Below are 21,216 nucleotides of genomic sequence, written 5' to 3' on the forward strand. Positions count from 1 at the left end.
AGTAGAAAGGACATTGAAATGAGCAACCACAAGATCGCATTGGTCACCGGCGCCACCCGCGGCATCGGCCTGGAAACCGTTCGGCAACTGGCCCAGGCCGGCGTGCATACGCTGCTGGCCGGGCGCAAGCGCGACGATGCCGTCGCCGCCGCACTCAAGCTCCAGGCCGACGGCCTGCCGGTGGAGGCCATCCAGCTCGACGTCAACGACGACATCAGCATCGCCGCGGCGGTCGGCACGGTGGAACAGCGCCATGGTCACCTGGACATCCTCATCAACAACGCCGGCATCATGATCGAGGACATGCAGCGCACGCCGTCGCAACAGAGCCTGGAGGTGTGGAAGCGCACCTTCGACACCAACCTGTTCGCGGTCGTCAGCGTCACCAAGGCATTCCTGCCGCTGCTGCGTCGCTCGCTGGCCGGGCGCATCGTCAATGTGTCCAGCATGCTCGGCTCGCTGACCCTGCATACCCAGCCCGGTTCGCCGATCTACGACTTCAAGATACCCGCCTACGACGCCTCCAAGAGCGCGGTCAACAGCTGGACGGTGCACCTGGCCCATGAGTTGCGCGACACCGCCATCAAGGTCAACACCGTGCATCCGGGCTACGTCAAAACCGACATGAACGGTGGCGGCGGCGAGATCGAGGTGGAGCAGGGCGCGCACAGCAGCGTGCAGATGGCACTGCTCGACGCGCACGGCGCCACCGGCAGTTTTACGCATCTGGGAGACGTGTTGCCATGGTGAGAAACCTTCTGAGCGTGGCACTGGCCGCGCTGGTGCTCAGCGGTTGCGCGGTCGGGCCGGATTACCGGCCCGACCCGCCGGCCGCGGTGACATTGCAGGGCGCGCAGGATGCGGCCTTCAGCAGCGACTCGCCGGTCGGTAACTGGTGGTCGCAGTTCGACGACCCGGTGCTGGAACAACTGGTGCGCGATGCCTTGTTCGCCAACCACGATCTGCGCATCGCCGTGTCGCGCGTCAAGCAGGCACGCGCGGTATTCGTCGAGCGTCGTCTCGACCAGGCCCCGCACATCACCGCGCAGGGCAGCTTCGATCGGCGCGAACAACAGCAGGTGATCGCCGGCAACCAGCGTTTCCTCACCGAGCAGACCACCCTGGGCCTGGATGCGGCCTGGGAGCTGGATCTGTTCGGCCGTCAGCGGCGCGCCTCGGAAGCGGCGCGTGCCGATCTGGAAGCCGAGCAGGCCGGCCTGCTCGACGTGCAGGTCACCGTCGCTGCCGAAGTGGCGCGCAACTACTTCGAGTTGCGCGGCACGCAAAAGCAGCTGGAGGTGTCCAAGCGCACGCTCGCCAACCTGCACGACACCCAGCGGCTGACGCAGACGCGTTGGGACCTGGGTGCCGGCAGCGAACTGGATGTGCAAAGCAGCCTGGCACGGTTGAAGGCGATCGAGGCGGACATTCCGTTGCTGGAAACCGCCGAAGCGCAGTACCGCCATCGCCTGGCGGTGCTGCTCGGCCAGGCGCCCGACGCGCTGGACGCCACCCTGGTGGCGCGCACCACGCCGGCGTTCGCACGTGCGTTGCCGCTGGGCGATACCGCCGGATTGCTGCGTCAGCGCCCGGATGTGCGCAGCGCCGAACGTCGCCTGGCAGCAGCCACCGCGCAGGTCGGCGTGGCCACCGCGGATCTGTTCCCGCGCATCAGCGTCAGCGGCTTTGTCGGCTTCCTGTCCGGCGACGCGGCCAGGCTGACCGAGGGCAGCGGCAAGGCCTGGTCGATCACCCCGTCGATCAGCTGGGCGGCATTCGACTTCGGCAGCGTGCGTGCACGCCTGCGTGCCAGCAAGGCGCAGGCCGACGGTGCGTTGGCGCAATACCAGCAAACCGTGTTGCTGGCGCTGGAAGACACCGAGAACGCCTTGATCGGTTACGGCCGCCAGCAGGCGCGGCTGGCGATCGTGGTGGAGCAGGCCAATGCGGCGCGGCGTGCCGAACAACTGGCGCAGATCCGTTACCGTGAGGGCTCGGAGGACTTCCTGACCCTGCTGGACGCACAGCGCACCCAGCTGGCCGCCGACGATGCATTGGCGCAGGCCGAAGCAGCAGTCAATGTCGGCGTGGTCGGTGTATACAAGGCGCTGGGCGGCTGGAAGCAGGGCGAAGCGCCTGCGGCACCGGTGGCAGTGCTCAATCGCTAAGCCTGGCCTGCGGGGCGGCGATCAGGTCGCCCCGCAGGCATCCGGCTGCGCCGAGGTGTCGTCAGCCGATACGGCACCTGGAGCTCAGGCACCGAGTCGGTGTGCCTGGGCGCCGGGCGATCACACGACGAACTGCGCTCAGTCGGCCACCCGCACGCTGTCGCGGCCACCGTTCTTGGCCAGGTACAACGCGGCATCGGCACGCGAAAACCAGTCCTGCCAATGCGTTTCGCCGTCATGGCGCGCTGCGCCCAGCGACACCGTGATCCGTCCCCCCGGGCCGCGTAGCCCGTTGCGGATCACCTTGCGCAGGCGTTCGGTGGCCGCTTCCAGTTCCTGCAGGGAGCCGGCACGCAACAGCACCACGAATTCTTCGCCGCCGAAGCGGAACACCTGGTGCGGCTCGCGCACTTCAAAGCGCAGGATGGTGGCCAGATCCGACAGCGCGGCATCGCCTGCGGCATGCCCGTAGAGATCATTGACCTCCTTGAAATGGTCCAGATCCAGAATGATCAGGCTGTTGAGCCGTTCGTGCGGCTGGCGCCGGTCGATCTGATGGGTGAGCGCCCGTTCGAGCATGCGCCGGTTGGGCAGGCCGGTCAGTGCATCCAGCGAGGCCAGCTCTTCCAGATGTACGCGGTCGTCCTGCATCCGCAGCGAAAACGCATACCCGACCGCCAGCGTCACCAACGTCACCACGATCGTCGACACGCCCTGGCCGGGACTGACGATCAGGCCTGGCAGCAGCAACAGCGCCGCCAGCAGCGGCAGGCTCAGCAGCACCGCGCGTTGCGGACCGCACAGAAAGTAATTGGTGGCCAGCACCGGAAACAACCAGGGCAGGGCGCCATCGCCGCCGGCCCAGCAGGCCACCAGGCAGCCGCCGACATTGATGGAGGCCAGCCACACGCCGCCGGCGCCGGTGCGTTCGGCATCGCGCATTTTCCAGCCGCGCCATATCGCAAGCGTACCGAGCGATGCGCTGATGAGACAGGCAAGCGCCTGACCGGTGATGGCCAGGTACACCGCATAAAGGCAAAGCAACAGCGCGGTGATCGGCCCCAGCATCTTGACGATGCCGAGGCGGAAATCCCGCCGCAGGTGGAGGATCACAGGGAAGGTTCTATAGGAGTCGGCATCATTATCGGCGCGGCTTCGCGAAAGTTGAGCGTGCACGGGCCGCGGCAACGGGTAGGAAAATGAAGCGTTGCCGGGCCGGGCTTCGCGCCTCCTTGACGGCTGTGCCGCAACCGTAGCGTCTTTGCCGTAGGAGTCTGTCATGCCCACACGCGAAGAACTCGACACGCGACTGGATGCGCTGCAGGACGAATTGCCGCAGCTGTCCGCCGATGAAGATGCGGATTTCGACTATCTTGATTTTCAGGCGCGTGCCCAAGCTCTGTTGAGCAGTGCCGCGGCCGAGGACGCGGCCTATGTGCGGACCCGCGTCGACGGCATGTTGGCGGGCGCTGGCCTGATTCCAACCGATGAGGATGGGCACAGTAGCGCTTGACTCCTGCTGTGCCGACACGACAGAACGCTTCCGGCGCAGTCGGTTGGGCGCGGGACGACGGTATGGCCGCAGGCACAGATGCAACGCTGCCGACGGCGTGGCTTAGCCTGCGGCTGGATTGCCAGCACTCATCACCTGATTGCGTCCTGCCTGCTTGGCACGGTAGAGCGCCTCGTCCGCGCGCCGCAGCAGCTGCGCCATATTGCCTGCATGCACGGGAAAGCTGGCCGCACCGAACGAGGCGCTGACCTTCGGCAACGAGACGCCATCGGCCATTACCTGCAACGTCTCGATGCCGGCACGCAGCTTCTCGGCCATCCTGCAGGCAGTTGCCAGATCCACTTCCGGCAGGATGATGGTCAGCTCTTCGCCACCGTAGCGACAGCAGATGTCCTCGCCGCGCGTCTGCGCCAGCAGGAATTCGCCGATCGCCGCCAGGACGCGATCGCCGCCACCATGGCCGTGCAGATCGTTGAACTGCTTGAAGTGGTCCACGTCCAGCATCAGCACCGACAAGGGTTGCACCCGTCGCGTGCAGCGCGCCAGTTCGTGATTGAGCGCTTCTTCGAGATAACGGCGGTTGTACAGACCGGTCAACGGATCGCGGATGGATTGTTGGCGCAGCGTTTCGCGCAGGCGCAGGTTATGCAGCGCCAGCGACAATTGCTCGGCCGCAGCCTCGGCCACGGTCAACGAGGCCAGATCGCGCGGATCCTCGCTGCGCAGCGCCAGCATCCCCAACTGCGTCCCCTGGGCAGATAGCGGGATGCAGGCGGTGCCCGCATGCGCCGGAAGATTGGCGCCGACGTGTTGGCAGAGCATGCCCTGGCTGGCGTCTTCCACCACATGCGTACGATCGCGGCGCAGGGCCCAGCACGTGTCCGGCGCGATGCTGGCGTTGTCGTCGTTGGCCATCGCGCCCCATGCCACCACCTGTTCGGCACGATCGCGCGAGGCGCGCAGCAGATAGACCGCGCCGGCTGCGCCCGGGATCAGCGGAGCGATCGTACGTGCGGTGATTTCCAGCGCTTCTTCGGCATTGCGACAGTTCTGCAGCAGCCCCGAGTAACGTGCCAGCGCCTCCAGCCCGGCCGACGTGCGTTCGAGCGTGGCGAACGATTCGATCAGGCGCTCGCTGGTCGTGCTGGCCGCGTCTTCGGCAAGCACACGCCGTTCCAATTCGCGCGACAGCAGTCGATAGGCCAGCAACATCACCAGCAACCCGCTGAAGATCCCGACCACCGTCACCCATAGCACCCACTGCGCGCTGCGCGTGTTGGTGTCGTTGCGCTTCACCAGTTGCTGACGCTCCAGTTCCGTCATGGTCTGCACCTGGCGGCGCAGCGAGGACGAGGTCTGGAATACGCCACGTGCGATCGAGGCGCGCGCGCCATCCAGTCCCTGCTTGCGATAGCTGTGCAACAGGTTGTTGATCTGCACAAGGCGCATGTCCACCAGGCGCCCAAGCTCCACGACGTTGCGCCGCTGCACCGGGTTGTCTTGCACCAAGGCGTCCAGCCGCACGATGCGCTCTGGCAGCCGCCCGATCGCATCGGCGTACACTCCCAGAAACGCTTCGTTGTCGGTCAAGACGTAGCCGCGCACCGACGACTCCGCCGACAGCATCCCGGCCTGGATCTCGTCGATGCTGGCGATCACTTCTTGCGTATGCGTCACCCAGCCGGCATCGGACAACGAACGCTGCGTGGCGAAATAGCCGCCCACGCCGATCAGGACGAAGATCATCCCGCCTAGCAACAAGGCGCCGGCAGCGTGGCGTTTTGCTTTCTTGGTTAACACCGTTCCCCCAACACCGATTGTCTGGTGGAGGCCGATGCAAGGCGCGTGCCTATGCTTCACTTCGCTTGCCCAGTCAGCTGCGGGACTGGCTTGAGGTCGCTCCGGCGCCGGCGCGGCGGTATCCTTCACGCTCGTCATCGAGCCGAGCAACAGATTGGTCATTTTTCTTGGTAGCTATCAATTGACCTGTCGCGCTATCCAGGGCGAGGGCCCCAGCCACGGCTGGGCTGCCGACTGGAAGATCGCCCAGATTGGTGCCGGCAGCGCCGGCAAACTGGCAGGCAGTGCCTTGTCTGCCACATTTCCCGACCACCGCAGCGCCATGGCCGCCGCCCGCGTCGCCGGCATGGTGACGCTGGAAGCCATGCACGCCGAGGCGCAGCGGCAGCTCGAACCCGCCTGAGGCGGATGCGCATGCGCGCATCGTTGCGTCAACCGAGCCAGCGCTCGCCGGCGCCAGACAAGCTGGCATATGGTTTGCTTTTATCCCCAAGCAACGCTGGGGAGCGTCTTTGACGGAAGCGACATGCAAGAGCCCAACAAAAGTGCCCTGGCCCTGCTGCAGCAGGAAGCCACCGAACTGCTCGCGCTATTTGACCAATTGCGTGGCGACGCGGCGCTGCCGCAGGACCAAGCCAATGTCGCCGCAGTCGCATCCGCGGTACGCACCGAACAGACCGCCCACGTCACTAACTGACGCAGCCCGTAAGCGTGCAGGTGTACGCGATGCGCTGGCTGCAGATTTACGGCGGCACACTGACGGGCCTTCGGCGAACCACGGTTGATGGCGCTGGAGATCCGCTCGCAGGAGTGATAGGCACCCGCGACAGGCATCCGACGCCTGCGCCAGCATCGACGAGGCCTTCGGCCTGCTCTTGTCTGTGATCGGAAAACAACGGTCTATCGGGCAACAACCGGTGCGGCAGCCCGTCAGAGCTGTCTCGCTGCCGGTCGTGCGTTTCCGGGACAGGGTGCCAACCCGCCGTAAAATTGATCCAGTCATAGCCACTTGTGCGGGCTAACGCCGATCCAGTTCCGCGATCAACATCAGCCCACTAGCAATGTGCACTGTTAGCCTGCGATCTTCATTGCTTGGCGAACTGCCCCCGACGCCATGCCAGCCAGACCGTCGTAAGCCCGACTGCGAGGCAAACCAACATGGCGGGAAGCGAAGCTTCCGGACCGAATGCACCGCCGGTGAGCCATTGTGGCAGCGAGGTATTGGGCGTGCTCCGTGCAAGGGCCGGTCCAATCGCCGTGCCCGACACCGCAGCGCCGAAAAGGTAGCCTTGGGTAAAATTCCACGCAATGTGTGCGCCAATCGAGACCCAGATACGCCCTGTGAGTGCGTAGAACGCGCCCAACATCACGCCGGCTTCCAGTGCAATGCAGATGGCGGCGAACACCGTTGCGTGCGCGTTGCCCAGATGGCTGAAGCCGAACACTGCGCACGACACCGCGAACGCGGTCCATGGGCCGAACGCGCGCCATATCAAACGCAGCAGTACCGCGCGCATCATCAGCTCTTCCACCACGCCCGCTTGTATTGCTTTGCGCAGTGGGGTCCATGCCGATGCCGGGCCAATTACCTGGATGTCGTAAAGCCCACACAGCGCCATGATGCCCATGACGCCGGAGAACATCGCTAAGCCAGCCAGCAGACCGAGGCAGAGCTGCGGCAGCATGGGGCGCAATGCAATTTCCGACGCCTTGCGTTTTTCGGCAAGCTTCACGGCCAGCGCATAGATTCCAAGCGCCACAAGCACACCGGACAAGCCGACGAAAAATTGCATGGGCTCGTTGGTTTTTGGCCAGAATCCGCCCAGAAAGCGTGTGAGCGCACCTGCCGGAATGGCAACTAGGAAGAACAGCGGAACTGCCCAGCCGCAGGCGCGCAACCAACGGAGCCTACCCGGCCGCAGTAAACCGCGCTCGCCAAGCGCGATCAGCTGTGCATTGTGAGTGGATGCTGGGGGGGCAAGCGGTGCACTGGATTGCGTCATTGCATGCATGTGCGATTCCTCGGTGCTGCGGCTATGGGGTGGTACGGATGGATGCGGCAGTTTCCGCGGCGATGCGGGATGCGAATGAACGCTGATTCAGTGCGGCAATGGCTTCGGCAAGCACGGCGGAGAGGGGGGCAGACAACTCCGTGTCAAGTTGCGCGGCCGCCGCGTTGGTCGCGGCCCATTGGCGCTGCAAGGCAGGAATCATGCGTCGGGCTTTGGGGCTGACTAGCACGATGCGCTCGCGCGCATCTGTACCCGGCTTCAACGCCACCAGGCGTTGTTTGGCCATTTGCGCAACGGTCTGGCTGGCAGCGGAGTGGGTGATGCCAATTTCCTGCGCCAGTACTTTGATGGACGCAGGACCAAGCCGCATGAGCACACGCAACACCGGTGTGTAGCGGGGCCGCCAAGCCAGCCCTGATGCGGCGTAGACGGCTTCAAGGTCGCCATCTAGCAACTCGATCAAGTGCCTGGCCAAGGTACCGAGTGTGGGAGGAGGCATGTTCATGGTTGAAATGTATAAGCGCTGTTGCAATTGCGCCATGTGCCGGAAGTATGGGGACTGGGAGTGAGCAGAGTTGCCAGCAGCGTATGCCTGGCGATAGCGGTGGGCCTTTTTGCCTGACCCTGCCAGGCCTACTTGCGTCGTTTGCAGATGTGCCGCCGGCACCGTGCTGGTGGAAGACAGTCCTGACCGATGGGGTGGCACCAAGCACGGCCACCGGGGTGAGCGGCATCATCCAGTCGCGTTGCCTGGCAATGCCTGATTCGTCTGCATGGACAGACGGCCTACAGCGGCTCTGGGCAGCTGCGGAAGCAGCAGATCGACGCCGCAGCATCACCGATCGAATGCTTCCGAGAGTGCCACAGCAGTTCGTGCCACGGCCAGACGGGCGGCATCACCCAGGGACAAGCGAACGGGACGGACAAGGTAGCGCGAGCCGATCAGGGCTTGCAGGTCGGTCGGGACGAAGAAGCGCACATACAGCCCGGCAGGGCGGCGCAAGAAATAAGGCTTCGGCACGGGGTTTGATACCTCGTTTGATACCTAACGCAGGCTCAAACTAAACATCAAACCCCAGGCCTAACCTTCGCGAAATCAAGCACTTACTGCTCTTTCCGCGATCAGATGGTGGAGGTGGGCGGAATCGAACCGCCGTCCGGAAGCACTCCATCCCCAGCACTACATGCTTAGCCCTCCGTTGGATCTCATTTCCAGGCAGCACGGTTGGCAAAGCGCACCTGGAAACCAGCCTGCTTTATCTAACCGGTAGCTGACAGGCGGCCACTACCGATGGTTCCGTGATAATGACCCTACACCTACGAGCACGGGCACAAGTAGGTTCGGGGGTTCGCCTTAGGCGGCTGTAGAACTACAACTAAAGCCAATTAAGCGGCGATAGCGAAGTCCGAACCGTAGTTGTCATCGTTGGCAACTAAAAGTTTGCTGCTGGATTAACGAGGAAAGCTGCCCCCTCGGCATGCGCCAAGCGACTTCGCGACCCCCGTCGAAACCAGTGCACCCCCGGGGAAAGCATCAAAACGCTGACCGGATCAGTGTAGGGATCGGAGCGCCTTGTCACAAGTGGTGAGACGTGCAGCGCTTACAGTGGCTTCAGTCCTATCGGACGTAAACGTCTGGTAATCAAGGAGCGAAGCGATGGCGACAGGCAAGCCCCCAGGTCCGCGGCAGTCACGCAGCGCGCCCCGCAAGATCGCACCGGGCGTCGACGTCCCCAAACCGCGACGCGCCACCCGGGCTGCGCAGCAGCAGGCGCAGGACACCGTACTGACGCGCGTGCAGGGCAAGGCGCGCACCGTGATCTACATCCATGGCATCGGCAACAAGCCGCCGGCCGAGGTGTTGCGCTGCCAGTGGGACAAGGCTTTGTTCGGGCGGCCGATGGGCGAGCGCACGCGCCTGGCGTACTGGGTCAATCGCGCGCGCTATCCGGTTGCCGAACCCGGTAACTGCGATGCGCGCGATGTCGGCCCGGCACTCAATCAGAGCGTGCAGCGCGCCTTAAGCACGCTTGGGCTGGTGCCAGGCGAGCAGGATCTGCACCTGCTCGCCGACGCCTTGGCGCAGAGCGAGCAGGAACGCAGCGATCTGCATCGATTACTGGACGAACTGGACGCCGCGCCGGCCATGCCGGGGCCAGGCGAGGTACAGGCCAAAGGCCCGCTCGATGCGATCAACCGCGTGCTGCTGCGGCTGATCTCCGCCGCGCTGCTGCAGGACGTGCACGATTTGTTCTTCGTGCCCGAGCGTGCGGCGTTGATGCGCGACAGCCTGATGCAGCGGTTGCGCGCGGGCGGCGGGCCGTTTGTGGTGGTGGCGCACAGCCAGGGCTCGATGATCGCCTTTGACGTGTTGCGTCAGCTCCAGGCGGCCGAGTGCGAGGTCAGCCTGTTCCTGACCCTGGGTTCGCCCTTGGGCCTGCCGCAGGTGCGCAGCATGTTCAAGCGCTGGACCGGCACGCGCAAGCTGCCGTTTCCTGCGTGCGTGCGGCGCTGGATCAACGTGGCCGATACGCGCGACCCGATCGCGCTGGACCCGGATCTCGGCGACGACATCGCCAATGCCAAGGGGCGCTTCGAGAACCTCGCGGGCGCGCGCTTGAATCCGGACTGGCAGCACAACGCGCATTCGGGTTCGGGCTATCTGTCGATTCCGCAGGTGCGCGCGGCGGTGCGCGAAGCGGTGGGCGTCGGCTTCGATCAACCGGTCTCCAACGCCGTGTTGATCAAGGATCTCAGCGAGCAACTGGAAGCGCATGGCGCCGAGCACCGGCACGAAGTGCTGATCGAGCTGGACCGACGGCTGTTGGGCAACGATCCGGCCGCCACGCGCGCGCTGCTGCTGGCGCAACTGCGCCAGACCGCTGCAGCGACCACCGGCTTGAGCGGCGATGCGCTGGACGAGGCGATCGAGCTGGAAGACGGCTTGCAGCGGTTTGTGTCGGCGCGGCTGACGCGGTTCGAGATCGAATCGCTGCAGGACCGCTACCGTGCACTGGGATTCAGACGCGTGTGGCGCGATGCCGGCAAGCGCGCGTTGATCAACGTGTCCGGCAACGTCCTGCATGCCGATGCGGCGCGCACTGCATATCGCGCGCGCGGGCAACAGATCGGCTGGGCGGTGCTGGACACCGGTATCGCGGCCAGTCATCCGCATTTCTTCGCGAAGGGAGAACACGACACGGTGGTGGCGCAGTGGGATTGCACGCGGCGGGGCGCAGCCAAGCGATTGACGCGCGCTGACGGCGATGCCTTCGCACGGCTGGATCGGCACGGGCACGGCACGCATATCGCCGGGATCATCGCCGGCCACAGCCGCGCGCTGATTCCCGACGCGCAGGGCAACCCGGGCAAACCGCTGGAGTTCGCCGGCATGGCGCCGGACACCCAGCTCTACGGTTTCAAGGTGCTGGACGATGCCGGCAACGGCCGCGATTCGTGGATGATCAAGGCGGTGCAGCAGGTGGCGGCGATCAACGAGCGCGCCGGCGAGTTGGTCATCCACGGCGTCAATCTGAGCCTGGGCGGTTACTTCGATCCGGAGAGCTACGGCTGCGGTTTTACGCCGCTGTGCAACGAGTTGCGGCGGCTATGGCGGCAAGGCGTGCTGGTGGTGGTGGCAGCCGGCAACGAGGGCCTGGCATGGTTGATGCGCAACGACGGCGATGCGTATCCGGCCAACATGGATCTGTCGATCAGCGATCCGGGCAATCTGGAAGACGCCATCGTGGTCGGCTCGGTGCACAAGAGCAGCCCGCACAATTACGGCGTGTCGTATTTTTCGTCGCGCGGACCGACCGCCGATGGTCGCGGCAAGCCGGACGTGGTCGCGCCGGGCGAAAAGATCCTCTCGGCCTATTACGACTTCGACCCGAAAGATCCGGCCAGCCTGATGGTGGAGATGAGCGGCACCAGCATGGCCGCACCGCACGTCTCCGGCGTGCTGGCCGGTTTCCTCTCCGCCCGCCGCGAGTTCATCGGCTTCCCGGATCGGGTCAAGCAACTGATGCTGGACACCAGCACCGACCTGCAACGCGATCGCTATGTGCAGGGCAGGGGGGTGCCGAATTTGATGCGGATGCTTGGGAGTACGTGAGGAATCGGGAATCGTGAAAGCACGATGCTTCTTGCGGATCCCGAAATACCCTCGTCGTGAACTAAAAATACCCTCGTCGTGAACTAACTTGAGATCAACGCAGCGAGCCTACCCAGCTCTTGCGATTCCCCACTCCCGATTCCCGATTCACGCATCCCGGTTATGCCGCCGCATCACGCGCTGCTTGTCGCGTTGCCAGTCGCGGTCCTTGGCGGCGTCGCGCTTGTCGTGATTCTGCTTGCCCTTGGCCAGCGCGATTTCCAGCTTGACCTTGTTGTTGCTCCAGTACAGCGCGGTGGGCACCAGGGTGTAGCCGTCGCGTTCAACGCTGCTCAGCACCTTGTCGATTTCCCGGCGGTGCAGCAGCAGCTTGCGGGTGCGGCGCTCTTCGGGAATCGTGTGGCTGGAGGCCTGGATCAGCGGGGTGATCTGCGCGCCGATCAGGAAGATCTCGCCTGATCGCACGTAGGCGTAGCCGTCGATGATGTTGGCGCGGCCGGCACGGATCGCCTTGACCTCCCAGCCCTGCAGGGCCAGGCCGGCCTCGTAGCGCTCTTCCAGATGATACTCGTGGCGTGCACGCTTGTTCAGCGCGATGGTTTTCGTGGCCGTCGCGCCGTTTGCTTTATCCTTGGCTGGTTTCTTGCTCATGCCGCCATTGTCGCCGATTCGGCGTCATCAAACGATCTTCTGTCTTTCACAAGTTAGCGAATGCCTACCATCCGTCGCAGCGCCCTGGTCGAACACAGCGCCACCCGCATGTTCGATCTGGTCAATGATGTTGCCGCCTATCCGCGCCGTTTCGGCTGGTGCGATGCTGCGCAGGTGCTTGAACAGGACCAGGCGCATATCGTGGCGCGGCTGGATCTGGGGCTGGGGTCGTTCCGCACCTGGTTCACCACCGAAAACATGCTCGAACGTCCGGAGCGGATCGTCATGCATCTGCGCGACGGGCCGTTCAAGCGGCTGGAAGGCTTGTGGGAGTTTCAGTCGCTGGGCGAGAACGCCTGCAAGGTCAGCCTGACCCTGGAAGTGGAAACCAGTTCGCGGCTGTTGGGTCCGGCGCTGGCGCTGGGGTTTCAAGGCCTGGCCGACCGCATGGTCAACGATTTCGTGCGGGTCGCCGATCGCGGCGAGGGCTGAGCATGCGGGTCGAAGTCGTGCTGGCCTGGCCGGACTGCTGCAGGTCGGTGTGGCTGGACCTGGCCGAGGGCGCCACTGTGGCCGCGGCGATTGCCGCCTCTGGTCTGGCGCCGGATCGACCACCCGCAGCGCAGGCGATTCATGGGCTGATCGCAGGCCCGGATCAGGTGCTACGCGACGGTGACCGGGTCGAATTGCTCAGGCCGCTGTTGCTGGATCCGAAGGAAGCGCGGCGGCGTCGTGCCGGACCAGGCAAAAAAGCCGGCCCCAACGGATAGCGGCTTGCCGGTGCCGCGACGCCCAGGCACCAGAGCGAACTCTTCCGGTCATTGCCATGAAGAGCCGGCTGTGTCCGTTGGGTTAGGACAAGCGCCGCATGTTGACGCGAGACGCCTGAAAAAAGCCTCAGATATCGGTATCTAGGTTAGCCCTATAGTCCCTGTTGAACAGGTCTTTGCGACCAGGCAAACGAAAAACGCACCCGTGCAGCAGGTGCGTTCACCGGACCGACCGCTACTCAAACGATCGCAAGATCGCCTGGCAAGCGCATCAGCGGCCGCGCTGCTTCTTCTTGTCGCGGGCCAGATTGCGACCAAACTGCTTGGGCGCCGACTTGGCCAGCTGCTCGTCCTGGGATGGGAAATAGTCGCCTTCCCAGCGAGCGACCTGCTCGTTTTCGAAGAACACGGTGAAGTTCTTGACCTCGGTACGCGCCAGACGGTCCACGCGCTGGGTGGAGGTGTAGTCCCAGCGCTGCGAATGGAACGGATCGGGGATCGAGGGGGTACCCAGCAACGCGCTGACCTGCTGCTTGCTCTGGCCTACCTGCAGTTGCTCCACGGCATTCTGTTTGATCAGATTGCCCTGGTAGATCGGCTGCTTGTAGATGATGCCGCAGCCAGCGGTGGAAAGAGCAACGGCGGCGACCAGCAGGAAATTACGCATCGGGGATTAAAGTGCTGAGGAAATCACGCCGATGATACACTCCCGCCGGTCGCCGCGACCCGTTTGAAGGCAGCTGGCGCTAAATCGCCAATGAACGGAGAACATATGGAAACCCACGACCTGCGCAAAGTTGGGCTCAAGGTGACCCATCCGCGGATGCGGATCCTGGAGTTGCTCGAGCAGAAGAGCAACCAGCACCACCTCAGCGCAGAAGACATCTATCGGCAGCTGCTTGATCACGGCGACGAAATCGGTCTGGCCACCGTGTATCGGGTGCTGACCCAGTTCGAGGCCGCCGGCCTGGTGCTGAAGCACAATTTCGAGGGCGGCCAGGCCGTGTACGAGCTGGATCGCGGCGGCCATCACGACCATATGGTGGACGTGGATACCGGCCATGTCATCGAGTTCGAAAGCGAAGAGATCGAGGCGCTGCAGCGGCAGATCGCCGCCCAGCATGGCTACGAGCTGGAAGAGCACTCGCTGGTGCTGTATGTGCGCAAGAAGCGTTCGCGCTGACGGCAAGCCAGCGGCACTGCGACAAACGCACAAGGCGGCTTCGGCCGCCTTGTGCGTTTGTCGCCATCGGCTGCTAGGCAATCCCGGTGGTGGCCGGCAATGCGCCCGGCAGCTCAGGCACTCTGCAGCAGCTTGCGTGCCGCCGCGCGGGCTTCCTTGCTGACTTCCACACCGCCCAGCATGCGTGCCAGTTCTTCCTGGCGCGCCTGCGGGCCGAGCAGTTCGACCGCGCTCTGGGTCATGCCGTCCACTGGCGCCTTGCTGACCCGATAGTGCGTGTGGCCCTTGGCGGCCACCTGCGGCAAGTGGGTCACGCACAGCACCTGGCGCTCTTCGCCCAGGGCGCGCAGCTTCTGCCCGACGATGTCGGCCACTGCGCCGCCGATGCCGGAATCGACTTCGTCGAAGACCATGGTCGGCACGCTGTCCATCCCGAGTGCGGCCACCTCGATCGCCAGCGAAATCCGCGACAGCTCGCCGCCGGAGGCGACCTTGCGCAATGCGCGCGGCGGTTGCCCGGCATTGGCGGCGACCAGGAATTCCACCCGCTCGGCGCCGTTGGGATCCGGACGCAATGCGTCTTGCGGCTGTAGCTGGATCAGGAACTGCCCGCCGCCCATGCCCAGTTCGCCAATCAGCGTGGTGGTGGCGGCCGACAACGCCTCGGCAGCGGTGGTGCGGCTGGCGCTGAGGGTGCTGGCTGCACTGCGCCAGTCGCCAGTCGCCGCGTCGATGTGCTTGTCCAGCTGCTGCAGGCGCTCGTCGGCGCCGCGCAGGTTTTCCACTTCCAGGCTCATGCGGTCGCGTTGGGCGGCCAGCTCGTCCGGGGCCACGCGGTGCTTGCGGGCCAGATCGTGCAGGCGGCCGAGCCGGCGCTCCATCGCCTCGAACTGGGCCGGGTCGGCCTCCAGGTCGTCGCGCACGCGGTCGAGCAGGGCCAGCGCCTCCTCTATCTGGATGACCGCGCTATCCAGCAGCGCATCCACCTCGCCCAGGCGCGGCTCGTGCTCGGCCACGCGCGCCAGGTCGTGGCGGCTGTCTTGCAGCAGGCCCAGCGCGGAGGCGCCGTCGTCGCCATTGAGCTGCAGGGCCACGCTGTCGCAGGCGCCGATCAATGCGGTGGCGTGCGCTTGGCGGCGATGATTGACGTCCAGCGCGGCGATCGCGGCCGGGTCCAGGTCCTCGCGTTCCAGTTCGCCGAGCTGGTGTTCGAGAAAGCCGATGCGGTCGGAGACATCGCCTTGCGCGGACAGCGCATCGCGCTCGTCCAGCAGGGCCTGCCAGCGCTGGCTGGCCTGGCGCACCTGTTCGCGCTGCGCGCCGTTGCGGGCGTAGGCGTCGAGCAGGGCGAGCTGGCTGTGGCGGGCCATCAGGGCCTGGTGTTCGTGCTGGCCGTGGATCTCCACCAGCCGCGAGGCCAGCTCCGCCAGTTGCGAAGAGGTGACCGGGCGGCCGTTGATCCAGGCGCGCGAGCCGCCATCGGCACGGATGATCCGGCGCAGTTGGCATTGCCCATCGTCGTCGAGCTCGTTGTCCGACAGCCAGGTCAGGCCCGAATGCCGGGGCGGCAGCTGGAATTCGGCCGACAGTTCGGCGCGGTCGGCGCCGTGGCGGACCACGCCGCTGTCGGCGCGCAGCCCGGACAGAAAGCCCAGCGCGTCCACCATCAGCGACTTGCCGGCGCCGGTTTCGCCGGAAACCACGGTCATGCCCGGCCCGAACTCCAGTTCGGTGGCGCGGACGACGGCGAAATCCTTGATGGAGAGGTGTCTGAGCATGGGGTCGAGTGTGAACGCTTTGGGGCAGCTTAGGGTGAGAGCGGCGGGCAGGGAATAAGACGCTTGCCAACCGCAGGGCCAGACATTATCTATGCCCAGTCTCACCGGATGATCCCATGCGCGCGTCACAGTCCCCAACGCTCGACCCCCGCGCACGCCAACTGCTGCGGACACTGATTGCCCGCTATATCCGCGACGGCGAGCCGGTGGGTTCCAAGACGTTGGCCCAGCACGCGGGGCTGGACGTCAGCCCGGCCACCATCCGCAACATCCTTGCCGATCTGGAGGATGTCGGGCTGCTCAGCTCTCCGCACACCTCGGCCGGGCGGGTGCCCACCGCGCATGGTTACCGGGTGTTCGTCGACAGCCTGGTGCAGATGCAGCCGCCCGGCGAGGAAGAAGTGCGGCGCCTGCGTACCGAGCTGGCCAGCGGTAACGGTACCCAGTCGCTGCTGGGCAGCGCCTCGCAGATGCTGTCGGCGATGAGCCATTTCGTCGGCGTGGTCAGCGCGCCGCGGCGCGAGCAGTTCGCCTTCCGGCATATCGATTTCGTGTCGCTGGACGCGCGTCGGGTGCTGGCGATCCTGGTGTTTGCCGACAACGAGGTGCAGAACCGGGTGATCGAACCGCGCCGGGCCTACGAGCCGGCCGAGCTGGAGCGGGTGGCCAATTACCTCAACGCGCAATTCGCCGGGCGGGCGTTGTCGGACATCCGCGCCTGCCTGCTGCGCGAGTTGCGCATGGCCAAGAACGAGATGGAGCAGCTGCTGGCGCACAGCGTCGATCTGGCCAGCGAGGCGCTGGTGCCGGCCGACGCCGACGACATGGTGATGGCCGGGCAGACCCGCCTGATGGGCGTGCAGGACCTGTCGGACCTTGACCGTCTGCGCGAGCTGTTCGAGGCCTTCGCCAGCAAGCGCGAGATCCTGCAACTGCTCGAACGCACCATCCAGGCGCCGGGCGTGCGCATCTTCATCGGCGAAGAGACCGGCATGGTGTCGCTGGACGATGTCTCGCTGGTCACCGCGCCGTATGCCGCCAATGGCCAGGTGCTGGGCGTGCTGGGCGTGATCGGGCCCAAGCGCATGGCCTACGACCGGGTGATTCCGCTGGTGCAGACCGCCGCCCAGGTGCTGGGCGCGGCCATGGAACCGCCCGGCACGCGATAAGCGGCAGCGATCGATACGATCGTTTTGCTTGAAACGCGCGCGCGCGCCCACATACGGGGTGACGTTGGGGCGGGCGTTCCGCTTGCCCGGGAACTGCACATGAACCAAGACCACCCCGAATTCGACTCCGAAGACCTGTCCCAGAACCCACCCGAGACCGATCCGCTCAAGGCCGAGATCGAGTCGCTGCGCAGCGAGATCGCGCTGGTCAAGGCCGATGCCCTGCGCGAGCGTGCCGATCTTGAAAACCAGCGCAAGCGCATCGCCCGCGATGTCGAAAACGCGCGCAAGTTCGCCAACGAGAAGCTGCTGGGCGAGCTGCTGCCGGTGTTCGACAGCCTGGACGCCGGCCTGACTGCGGCCGGCACCGAGCCCAGTCCGCTGCGCGATGGCCTGGACATGACCTACAAGCAATTGCTCAAGGTCGCGGCCGACAACGGCCTGACCCTGCTCGACCCGGTCGGCCAGCCGTTCAACCCGGACCAGCACCAGGCGATCAGCCAGGGCGAGGCCGAGGGCATCGCCCCGGGCCACGTGGTGCAGGTGTTCCAGAAGGGCTATCTGCTCAACGAGCGTCTGCTGCGCCCGGCCCTGGTGGTCGTGGCCAAGCACGACTGAACCGCAGCGCCCGGCTGAACTGCCCGGCGCATGCGCGAAACGCAGATTCGTGCAGGTGGCTTGAACACCTGCGCACCACCCCCACATCTCAGCCAGACCCGGCGTCGCCGGACACAGCTACAGAATCATCAGGAGCGTATCCATGGGCAAGATCATTGGTATTGACCTCGGCACCACGAACTCGTGCGTGTCGATCATGGACGGCGGCAAGGCCCGCGTCATCGAAAATTCCGAGGGCGATCGCACCACGCCTTCGATCGTCGCCTACACCAAGGATGGCGAAGTGCTGGTCGGTGCCTCGGCCAAGCGCCAGGCGGTGACCAACCCGAAGAACACCTTCTACGCGGTGAAGCGCCTGATCGGCCGCAAGTTCACCGACGCCGAAGTGCAGAAGGACATCTCGCACGTGCCGTACGGCATTCTGGCCCACGACAACGGCGATGCCTGGGTGCAGACCAGCGATGCCAAGCGCATGGCGCCGCAGGAAATCTCTGCCCGCGTGCTGGAAAAGATGAAGAAGACCGCCGAGGACTTCCTGGGCGAGAAGGTCACCGAGGCCGTGATCACGGTGCCGGCGTACTTCAACGACAGCCAGCGTCAGGCCACCAAGGACGCCGGCCGCATCGCCGGTCTGGACGTCAAGCGCATCATCAACGAGCCGACCGCCGCAGCCCTGGCCTATGGCCTGGACAAGAATGGCGGCGACCGCAAGATCGCCGTGTACGACCTGGGCGGCGGTACCTTCGACGTGTCGATCATCGAAATCGCTGAAGTCGATGGCGAGAAGCAGTTCGAAGTGCTGGCCACCAACGGCGACACCTTCCTGGGCGGCGAAGACTTCGATAACCGCGTCATCGAGTACCTGGTCGACGAATTCAACAAGGACCAGGGCATCGACCTGCGCAAGGATCCGTTGGCGCTGCAGCGCCTGAAGGACGCCGCAGAGCGCGCCAAGATCGAGCTGTCGACCAGCCAGCAGACAGAAGTGAACCTGCCGTACGTCACCGCCGATGCCTCCGGTCCGAAGCACCTCAACATCAAGTTGACCCGTGCCAAGCTCGAAGCGCTGGTGGAAGACCTGGTCAAGAAGTCGATCGAGCCGTGCCGCACCGCGTTGAACGATGCCGGCCTGCGCGCCAGCGACATCAACGAAGTGATCCTGGTCGGCGGTCAGACCCGCATGCCGAAGGTGCAGCAGGCGGTTGCCGATTTCTTCGGCAAGGAACCGCGCAAGGACGTCAACCCGGACGAAGCCGTGGCCGTGGGCGCGGCGATCCAGGGCGGCGTGCTGGCCGGCGACGTCAAGGACGTGCTGCTGCTGGACGTGACTCCGCTGTCGCTGGGTATCGAAACCATGGGCGGCGTGTTCACCAAGATCATCGAAAAGAACACCACCATCCCGACCAAGGCCTCGCAGACCTTCTCCACCGCCGAGGACAACCAGTCGGCCGTGACCGTGCACGTGTTGCAGGGCGAGCGCGAGCAGGCCCGCTTCAACAAGTCGCTGGCCAAGTTCGACCTGTCCGGCATCGAGCCGGCACCGCGCGGCATGCCGCAGGTGGAGGTGTCCTTCGATATCGACGCCAACGGCATCCTGCACGTGTCGGCCAAGGACAAGAAGACCAACAAGGAACAGAAGGTCGAGATCAAGGCAGGTTCCGGTCTGTCGGACGAAGAGATCCAGCGCATGGTCGCCGACGCGGAAGCCAACCGCGAGGAAGACAAGAAGTTCCAGGAACTGGTGCAGGCCCGCAACCAGGCCGATGGTCTGATCCACGCCACCCGCACCGCGATCACCGAGCATGGCAGCAAGGTCGGTGGCGATGTGATCGGCAAGGTGGAAGCGGCACTGTCGGATCTGGAAACCGCCATGAAGAGCGACGACAAGGCGCAGATCGAGGCCCGCAGCAAGACCCTGGAAGAAGCCGGCCAGTCGCTGTACGCCGCCGCCGCCGCGGCAGAGCAGGGCGGCAACGCCGATGCGGCCAGCGGCAACGCGCAGACCTCCAAGGCCGCCGACGACGTGGTGGACGCCGAGTTCACCGAGGTCAAGGACGACAAGAAGGCGTGAGTGGGGAATAGGGAATCGAGAATGGGAGGAGCGGTGCTGCGGCATCGCTCCTTCCCGTTGTCCGACCCTTCCACTTCGATTGCGATTTACTGAGGATGTGCGCTTTGAACGATTCCCGTCTCCCGATTCCCGATTCCCTGTCATGAGCAAACGCGATTACTACGAAGTGCTGGGCGTTGCCCGTGGCGCCAGCGACGAGGAGCTGAAAAAGGCGTATCGGCGCTGTGCAATGAAGCACCATCCGGACCGCAATCCAGGCGACGCTGCTGCCGAGGCGATGTTCAAGGAGTGCAAGGAAGCCTATGAGGTGTTGTCGGACGGCAACAAGCGCCGTGCCTACGATGCGCATGGCCACGCTGCGTTCGAGCACGGCATGGGCGGTGGTGGTGGGCCGGGTGGCCCGGATATGGGAGATATCTTTGGCGATATCTTCGGCAATATTTTCGGCGGTGGCGCCGCCGGTCCGCGCGCTGCGCGACGTGGCGCCGACGTCGGTTATGTGTTGGAACTGGATCTGGAAGAAGCCGTCGCCGGCATCGAGCGCCGCATCGAGATCCCGACCCTGATCGAGTGCGAGCCCTGCCACGGCAGCGGCTCGGAAGACGGCAAGGTGGAAGTGTGCGGGACCTGCCACGGACGCGGCCAGGTGCGCATCCAGCGCGGCATCTTCGCCATGCAGCAGAGCTGCCCGCATTGCGACGGGCGCGGGACGCTGATCCAGAATCCGTGCAAGACCTGCCACGGCGCCGGTCGCGTGGAAGAGGACAAGGTGTTGTCGATCAAGGTGCCTGCCGGTGTGGATACCGGCGACCGCATCCGCCTGGCGGGCGAAGGCGAGGCCGGTCCGGCCGGCACGCCGCCGGGCGATCTGTATGTGGAAGTGCGCGTGCGCGAGCACGCGATCTTCCAGCGCGATGGCGACGACCTGCATTGCGAAGTGCCGATCCGCATCTCGCAGGCCGCGCTGGGCGATATCGTGCGTGTGGCGACCCTGGGCGGGGAGGCGGAGATCCGCATCCCGGCCGAGACCCAGACCGGCAAGCTGTTCCGGTTGCGCGGCAAGGGCGTGCGCTCGGTGCGTAGCCGCACCGAAGGCGATCTGTATTGCCGCGTGGTGGTCGAAACGCCGGTGAACCTGACCGCCGATCAGCGCGCGTTGCTGCAGCAGTTCGAGGCCACGTTCACCGGTGAGGATGCACGCAAGCATTCGCCCAAGTCGGCTACGTTCATCGACGGCGTCAAGGGCTTCTGGGATCGGATGACGTCCTGAGGCTGGGAATCGGGAGTCGGGATTGGGGAATCGTAAGGGCGGCGTGACCGGGCCTGCCGGGATGGTGCGCCAGTGTGGCGATTCGGGATTCGCAAGTGC

General features: G+C 65.0%; 20 protein-coding genes, 1 other RNA gene and 1 pseudogene. 13 read left to right on the top strand and 9 right to left on the bottom strand.

Features of this window, described 5'->3' with window-relative positions; translation table 11 throughout:
• Positions 1-18: 18 nt before the first annotated feature.
• Together FHT08_RS15335 and FHT08_RS15340 are read left to right on the top strand one after the other, a co-directional pair.
• Positions 19-750 (top strand): SDR family oxidoreductase, encoded by a 732-nt coding sequence (locus FHT08_RS15335; protein ID WP_047128481.1) that lies wholly within the window; start codon positions 19-21, stop codon positions 748-750.
• Positions 744-2,168, top strand: coding sequence for an efflux transporter outer membrane subunit (locus tag FHT08_RS15340; protein WP_166775596.1), 1,425 nt, complete (start codon positions 744-746; stop codon positions 2,166-2,168). The genes FHT08_RS15335 and FHT08_RS15340 overlap by 7 nt, the downstream gene beginning before the upstream one ends.
• A gap of 138 nt (positions 2,169-2,306) precedes the next feature.
• On the opposite strand, the gene FHT08_RS15345 is transcribed toward FHT08_RS15340, so the two are convergent.
• Positions 2,307-3,281 carry a GGDEF domain-containing protein gene (locus FHT08_RS15345; RefSeq protein WP_104538061.1) on the bottom strand — a complete coding sequence of 325 codons (975 nt, stop codon included), beginning with the start codon at positions 3,279-3,281 and terminating at the stop codon, positions 2,307-2,309.
• A 166-nt stretch (positions 3,282-3,447) separates the two neighbouring features.
• Here FHT08_RS15345 and FHT08_RS15350 point away from each other — a divergent pair, with 166 nt between their 5' ends.
• Entirely contained in the window at positions 3,448-3,681 is a 234-nt protein-coding gene (locus FHT08_RS15350) for a hypothetical protein (protein ID WP_104538060.1), read from the top strand.
• A 102-nt stretch (positions 3,682-3,783) separates the two neighbouring features.
• Here FHT08_RS15350 and FHT08_RS15355 read toward each other — a convergent pair whose 3' ends face one another.
• On the bottom strand, positions 3,784-5,481 hold the full coding sequence (locus tag FHT08_RS15355; RefSeq protein ID WP_104538059.1) for a GGDEF domain-containing protein: 1,698 nt from the start codon (positions 5,479-5,481) through the stop codon (positions 3,784-3,786).
• A gap of 154 nt (positions 5,482-5,635) precedes the next feature.
• Between FHT08_RS15355 and FHT08_RS15360 the strand changes: the two genes are divergently transcribed.
• Together FHT08_RS15360 and FHT08_RS15365 are read left to right on the top strand one after the other, a co-directional pair.
• The gene (locus FHT08_RS15360) at positions 5,636-5,884 is read left to right on the top strand and encodes a hypothetical protein (RefSeq protein WP_104538058.1); all 249 of its coding nucleotides are present in this window, start codon (positions 5,636-5,638) and stop codon (positions 5,882-5,884) included.
• A gap of 123 nt (positions 5,885-6,007) precedes the next feature.
• Positions 6,008-6,178 carry a hypothetical protein gene (locus tag FHT08_RS15365; protein WP_166775597.1) on the top strand — a complete coding sequence of 57 codons (171 nt, stop codon included), beginning with the start codon at positions 6,008-6,010 and terminating at the stop codon, positions 6,176-6,178.
• Positions 6,179-6,566: 388 nt separating this feature from the next.
• On the opposite strand, the gene FHT08_RS15370 is transcribed toward FHT08_RS15365, so the two are convergent.
• From FHT08_RS15370 to ssrA, 4 genes and pseudogenes are all read right to left on the bottom strand, one after another.
• Entirely contained in the window at positions 6,567-7,493 is a 927-nt protein-coding gene (locus tag FHT08_RS15370; protein ID WP_104538057.1) for a type II CAAX endopeptidase family protein, read from the bottom strand.
• Between the two features lie 22 nt (positions 7,494-7,515).
• Positions 7,516-7,956 carry a helix-turn-helix domain-containing protein gene (locus FHT08_RS15375; protein ID WP_243849056.1) on the bottom strand — a complete coding sequence of 147 codons (441 nt, stop codon included), beginning with the start codon at positions 7,954-7,956 and terminating at the stop codon, positions 7,516-7,518.
• Between the two features lie 375 nt (positions 7,957-8,331).
• Positions 8,332-8,514, bottom strand: a pseudogene (locus FHT08_RS20070) (integrase); the annotation flags it as partial.
• Between the two features lie 106 nt (positions 8,515-8,620).
• Positions 8,621-9,017: a transfer-messenger RNA gene (gene ssrA, locus FHT08_RS15385) on the bottom strand.
• Between the two features lie 133 nt (positions 9,018-9,150).
• On the opposite strand from ssrA, the gene FHT08_RS15390 reads away from it, so the two are divergent.
• Positions 9,151-11,607, top strand: a complete 2,457-nt coding sequence (locus FHT08_RS15390; RefSeq protein WP_166775598.1) for a S8 family peptidase — start codon at positions 9,151-9,153, stop codon at positions 11,605-11,607.
• A gap of 147 nt (positions 11,608-11,754) precedes the next feature.
• Here the strand turns inward: FHT08_RS15390 and smpB are convergent, their stop codons facing one another.
• Positions 11,755-12,258 carry an SsrA-binding protein SmpB gene (gene smpB, locus FHT08_RS15395; protein WP_104538055.1) on the bottom strand — a complete coding sequence of 168 codons (504 nt, stop codon included), beginning with the start codon at positions 12,256-12,258 and terminating at the stop codon, positions 11,755-11,757.
• A 60-nt stretch (positions 12,259-12,318) separates the two neighbouring features.
• Here smpB and FHT08_RS15400 point away from each other — a divergent pair, with 60 nt between their 5' ends.
• A complete protein-coding gene (locus tag FHT08_RS15400) occupies positions 12,319-12,750 on the top strand; it encodes a type II toxin-antitoxin system RatA family toxin (protein ID WP_104538054.1) in 432 nt (143 codons plus the stop codon).
• Positions 12,751-12,752: 2 nt separating this feature from the next.
• A complete protein-coding gene (locus FHT08_RS15405) occupies positions 12,753-13,028 on the top strand; it encodes an RnfH family protein (RefSeq protein WP_166775599.1) in 276 nt (91 codons plus the stop codon).
• Between the two features lie 271 nt (positions 13,029-13,299).
• Here FHT08_RS15405 and bamE read toward each other — a convergent pair whose 3' ends face one another.
• Positions 13,300-13,695 carry an outer membrane protein assembly factor BamE gene (bamE, locus tag FHT08_RS15410; RefSeq protein ID WP_104538052.1) on the bottom strand — a complete coding sequence of 132 codons (396 nt, stop codon included), beginning with the start codon at positions 13,693-13,695 and terminating at the stop codon, positions 13,300-13,302.
• 105 nt (positions 13,696-13,800) lie between these two features.
• On the opposite strand from bamE, the gene fur reads away from it, so the two are divergent.
• Positions 13,801-14,211, top strand: a complete 411-nt coding sequence (gene fur / locus FHT08_RS15415; RefSeq protein WP_166775600.1) for a ferric iron uptake transcriptional regulator — start codon at positions 13,801-13,803, stop codon at positions 14,209-14,211.
• A 113-nt stretch (positions 14,212-14,324) separates the two neighbouring features.
• Here the strand turns inward: fur and recN are convergent, their stop codons facing one another.
• Positions 14,325-15,989 (bottom strand): DNA repair protein RecN, encoded by a 1,665-nt coding sequence (gene recN / locus FHT08_RS15420; RefSeq protein WP_166775601.1) that lies wholly within the window; start codon positions 15,987-15,989, stop codon positions 14,325-14,327.
• A 116-nt stretch (positions 15,990-16,105) separates the two neighbouring features.
• Between recN and hrcA the strand changes: the two genes are divergently transcribed.
• The 4 genes from hrcA (at position 16,106) to dnaJ (ending at position 21,117) form a co-directional block, all read left to right on the top strand.
• Entirely contained in the window at positions 16,106-17,158 is a 1,053-nt protein-coding gene (hrcA, locus tag FHT08_RS15425; RefSeq protein ID WP_104538049.1) for a heat-inducible transcriptional repressor HrcA, read from the top strand.
• Positions 17,159-17,257: 99 nt separating this feature from the next.
• Positions 17,258-17,776 carry a nucleotide exchange factor GrpE gene (gene grpE, locus FHT08_RS15430; protein WP_010366360.1) on the top strand — a complete coding sequence of 173 codons (519 nt, stop codon included), beginning with the start codon at positions 17,258-17,260 and terminating at the stop codon, positions 17,774-17,776.
• Positions 17,777-17,918: 142 nt separating this feature from the next.
• Positions 17,919-19,847, top strand: coding sequence for a molecular chaperone DnaK (gene dnaK, locus FHT08_RS15435; protein WP_104538048.1), 1,929 nt, complete (start codon positions 17,919-17,921; stop codon positions 19,845-19,847).
• Positions 19,848-19,989: 142 nt separating this feature from the next.
• Entirely contained in the window at positions 19,990-21,117 is a 1,128-nt protein-coding gene (dnaJ, locus tag FHT08_RS15440) for a molecular chaperone DnaJ (RefSeq protein WP_104605398.1), read from the top strand.
• Positions 21,118-21,216 lie beyond the last annotated feature (99 nt).

The organism is Xanthomonas sp. CFBP 8151 (assembly GCF_011761885.1).
GTDB lineage: Bacteria > Pseudomonadota > Gammaproteobacteria > Xanthomonadales > Xanthomonadaceae > Xanthomonas > Xanthomonas arboricola_B.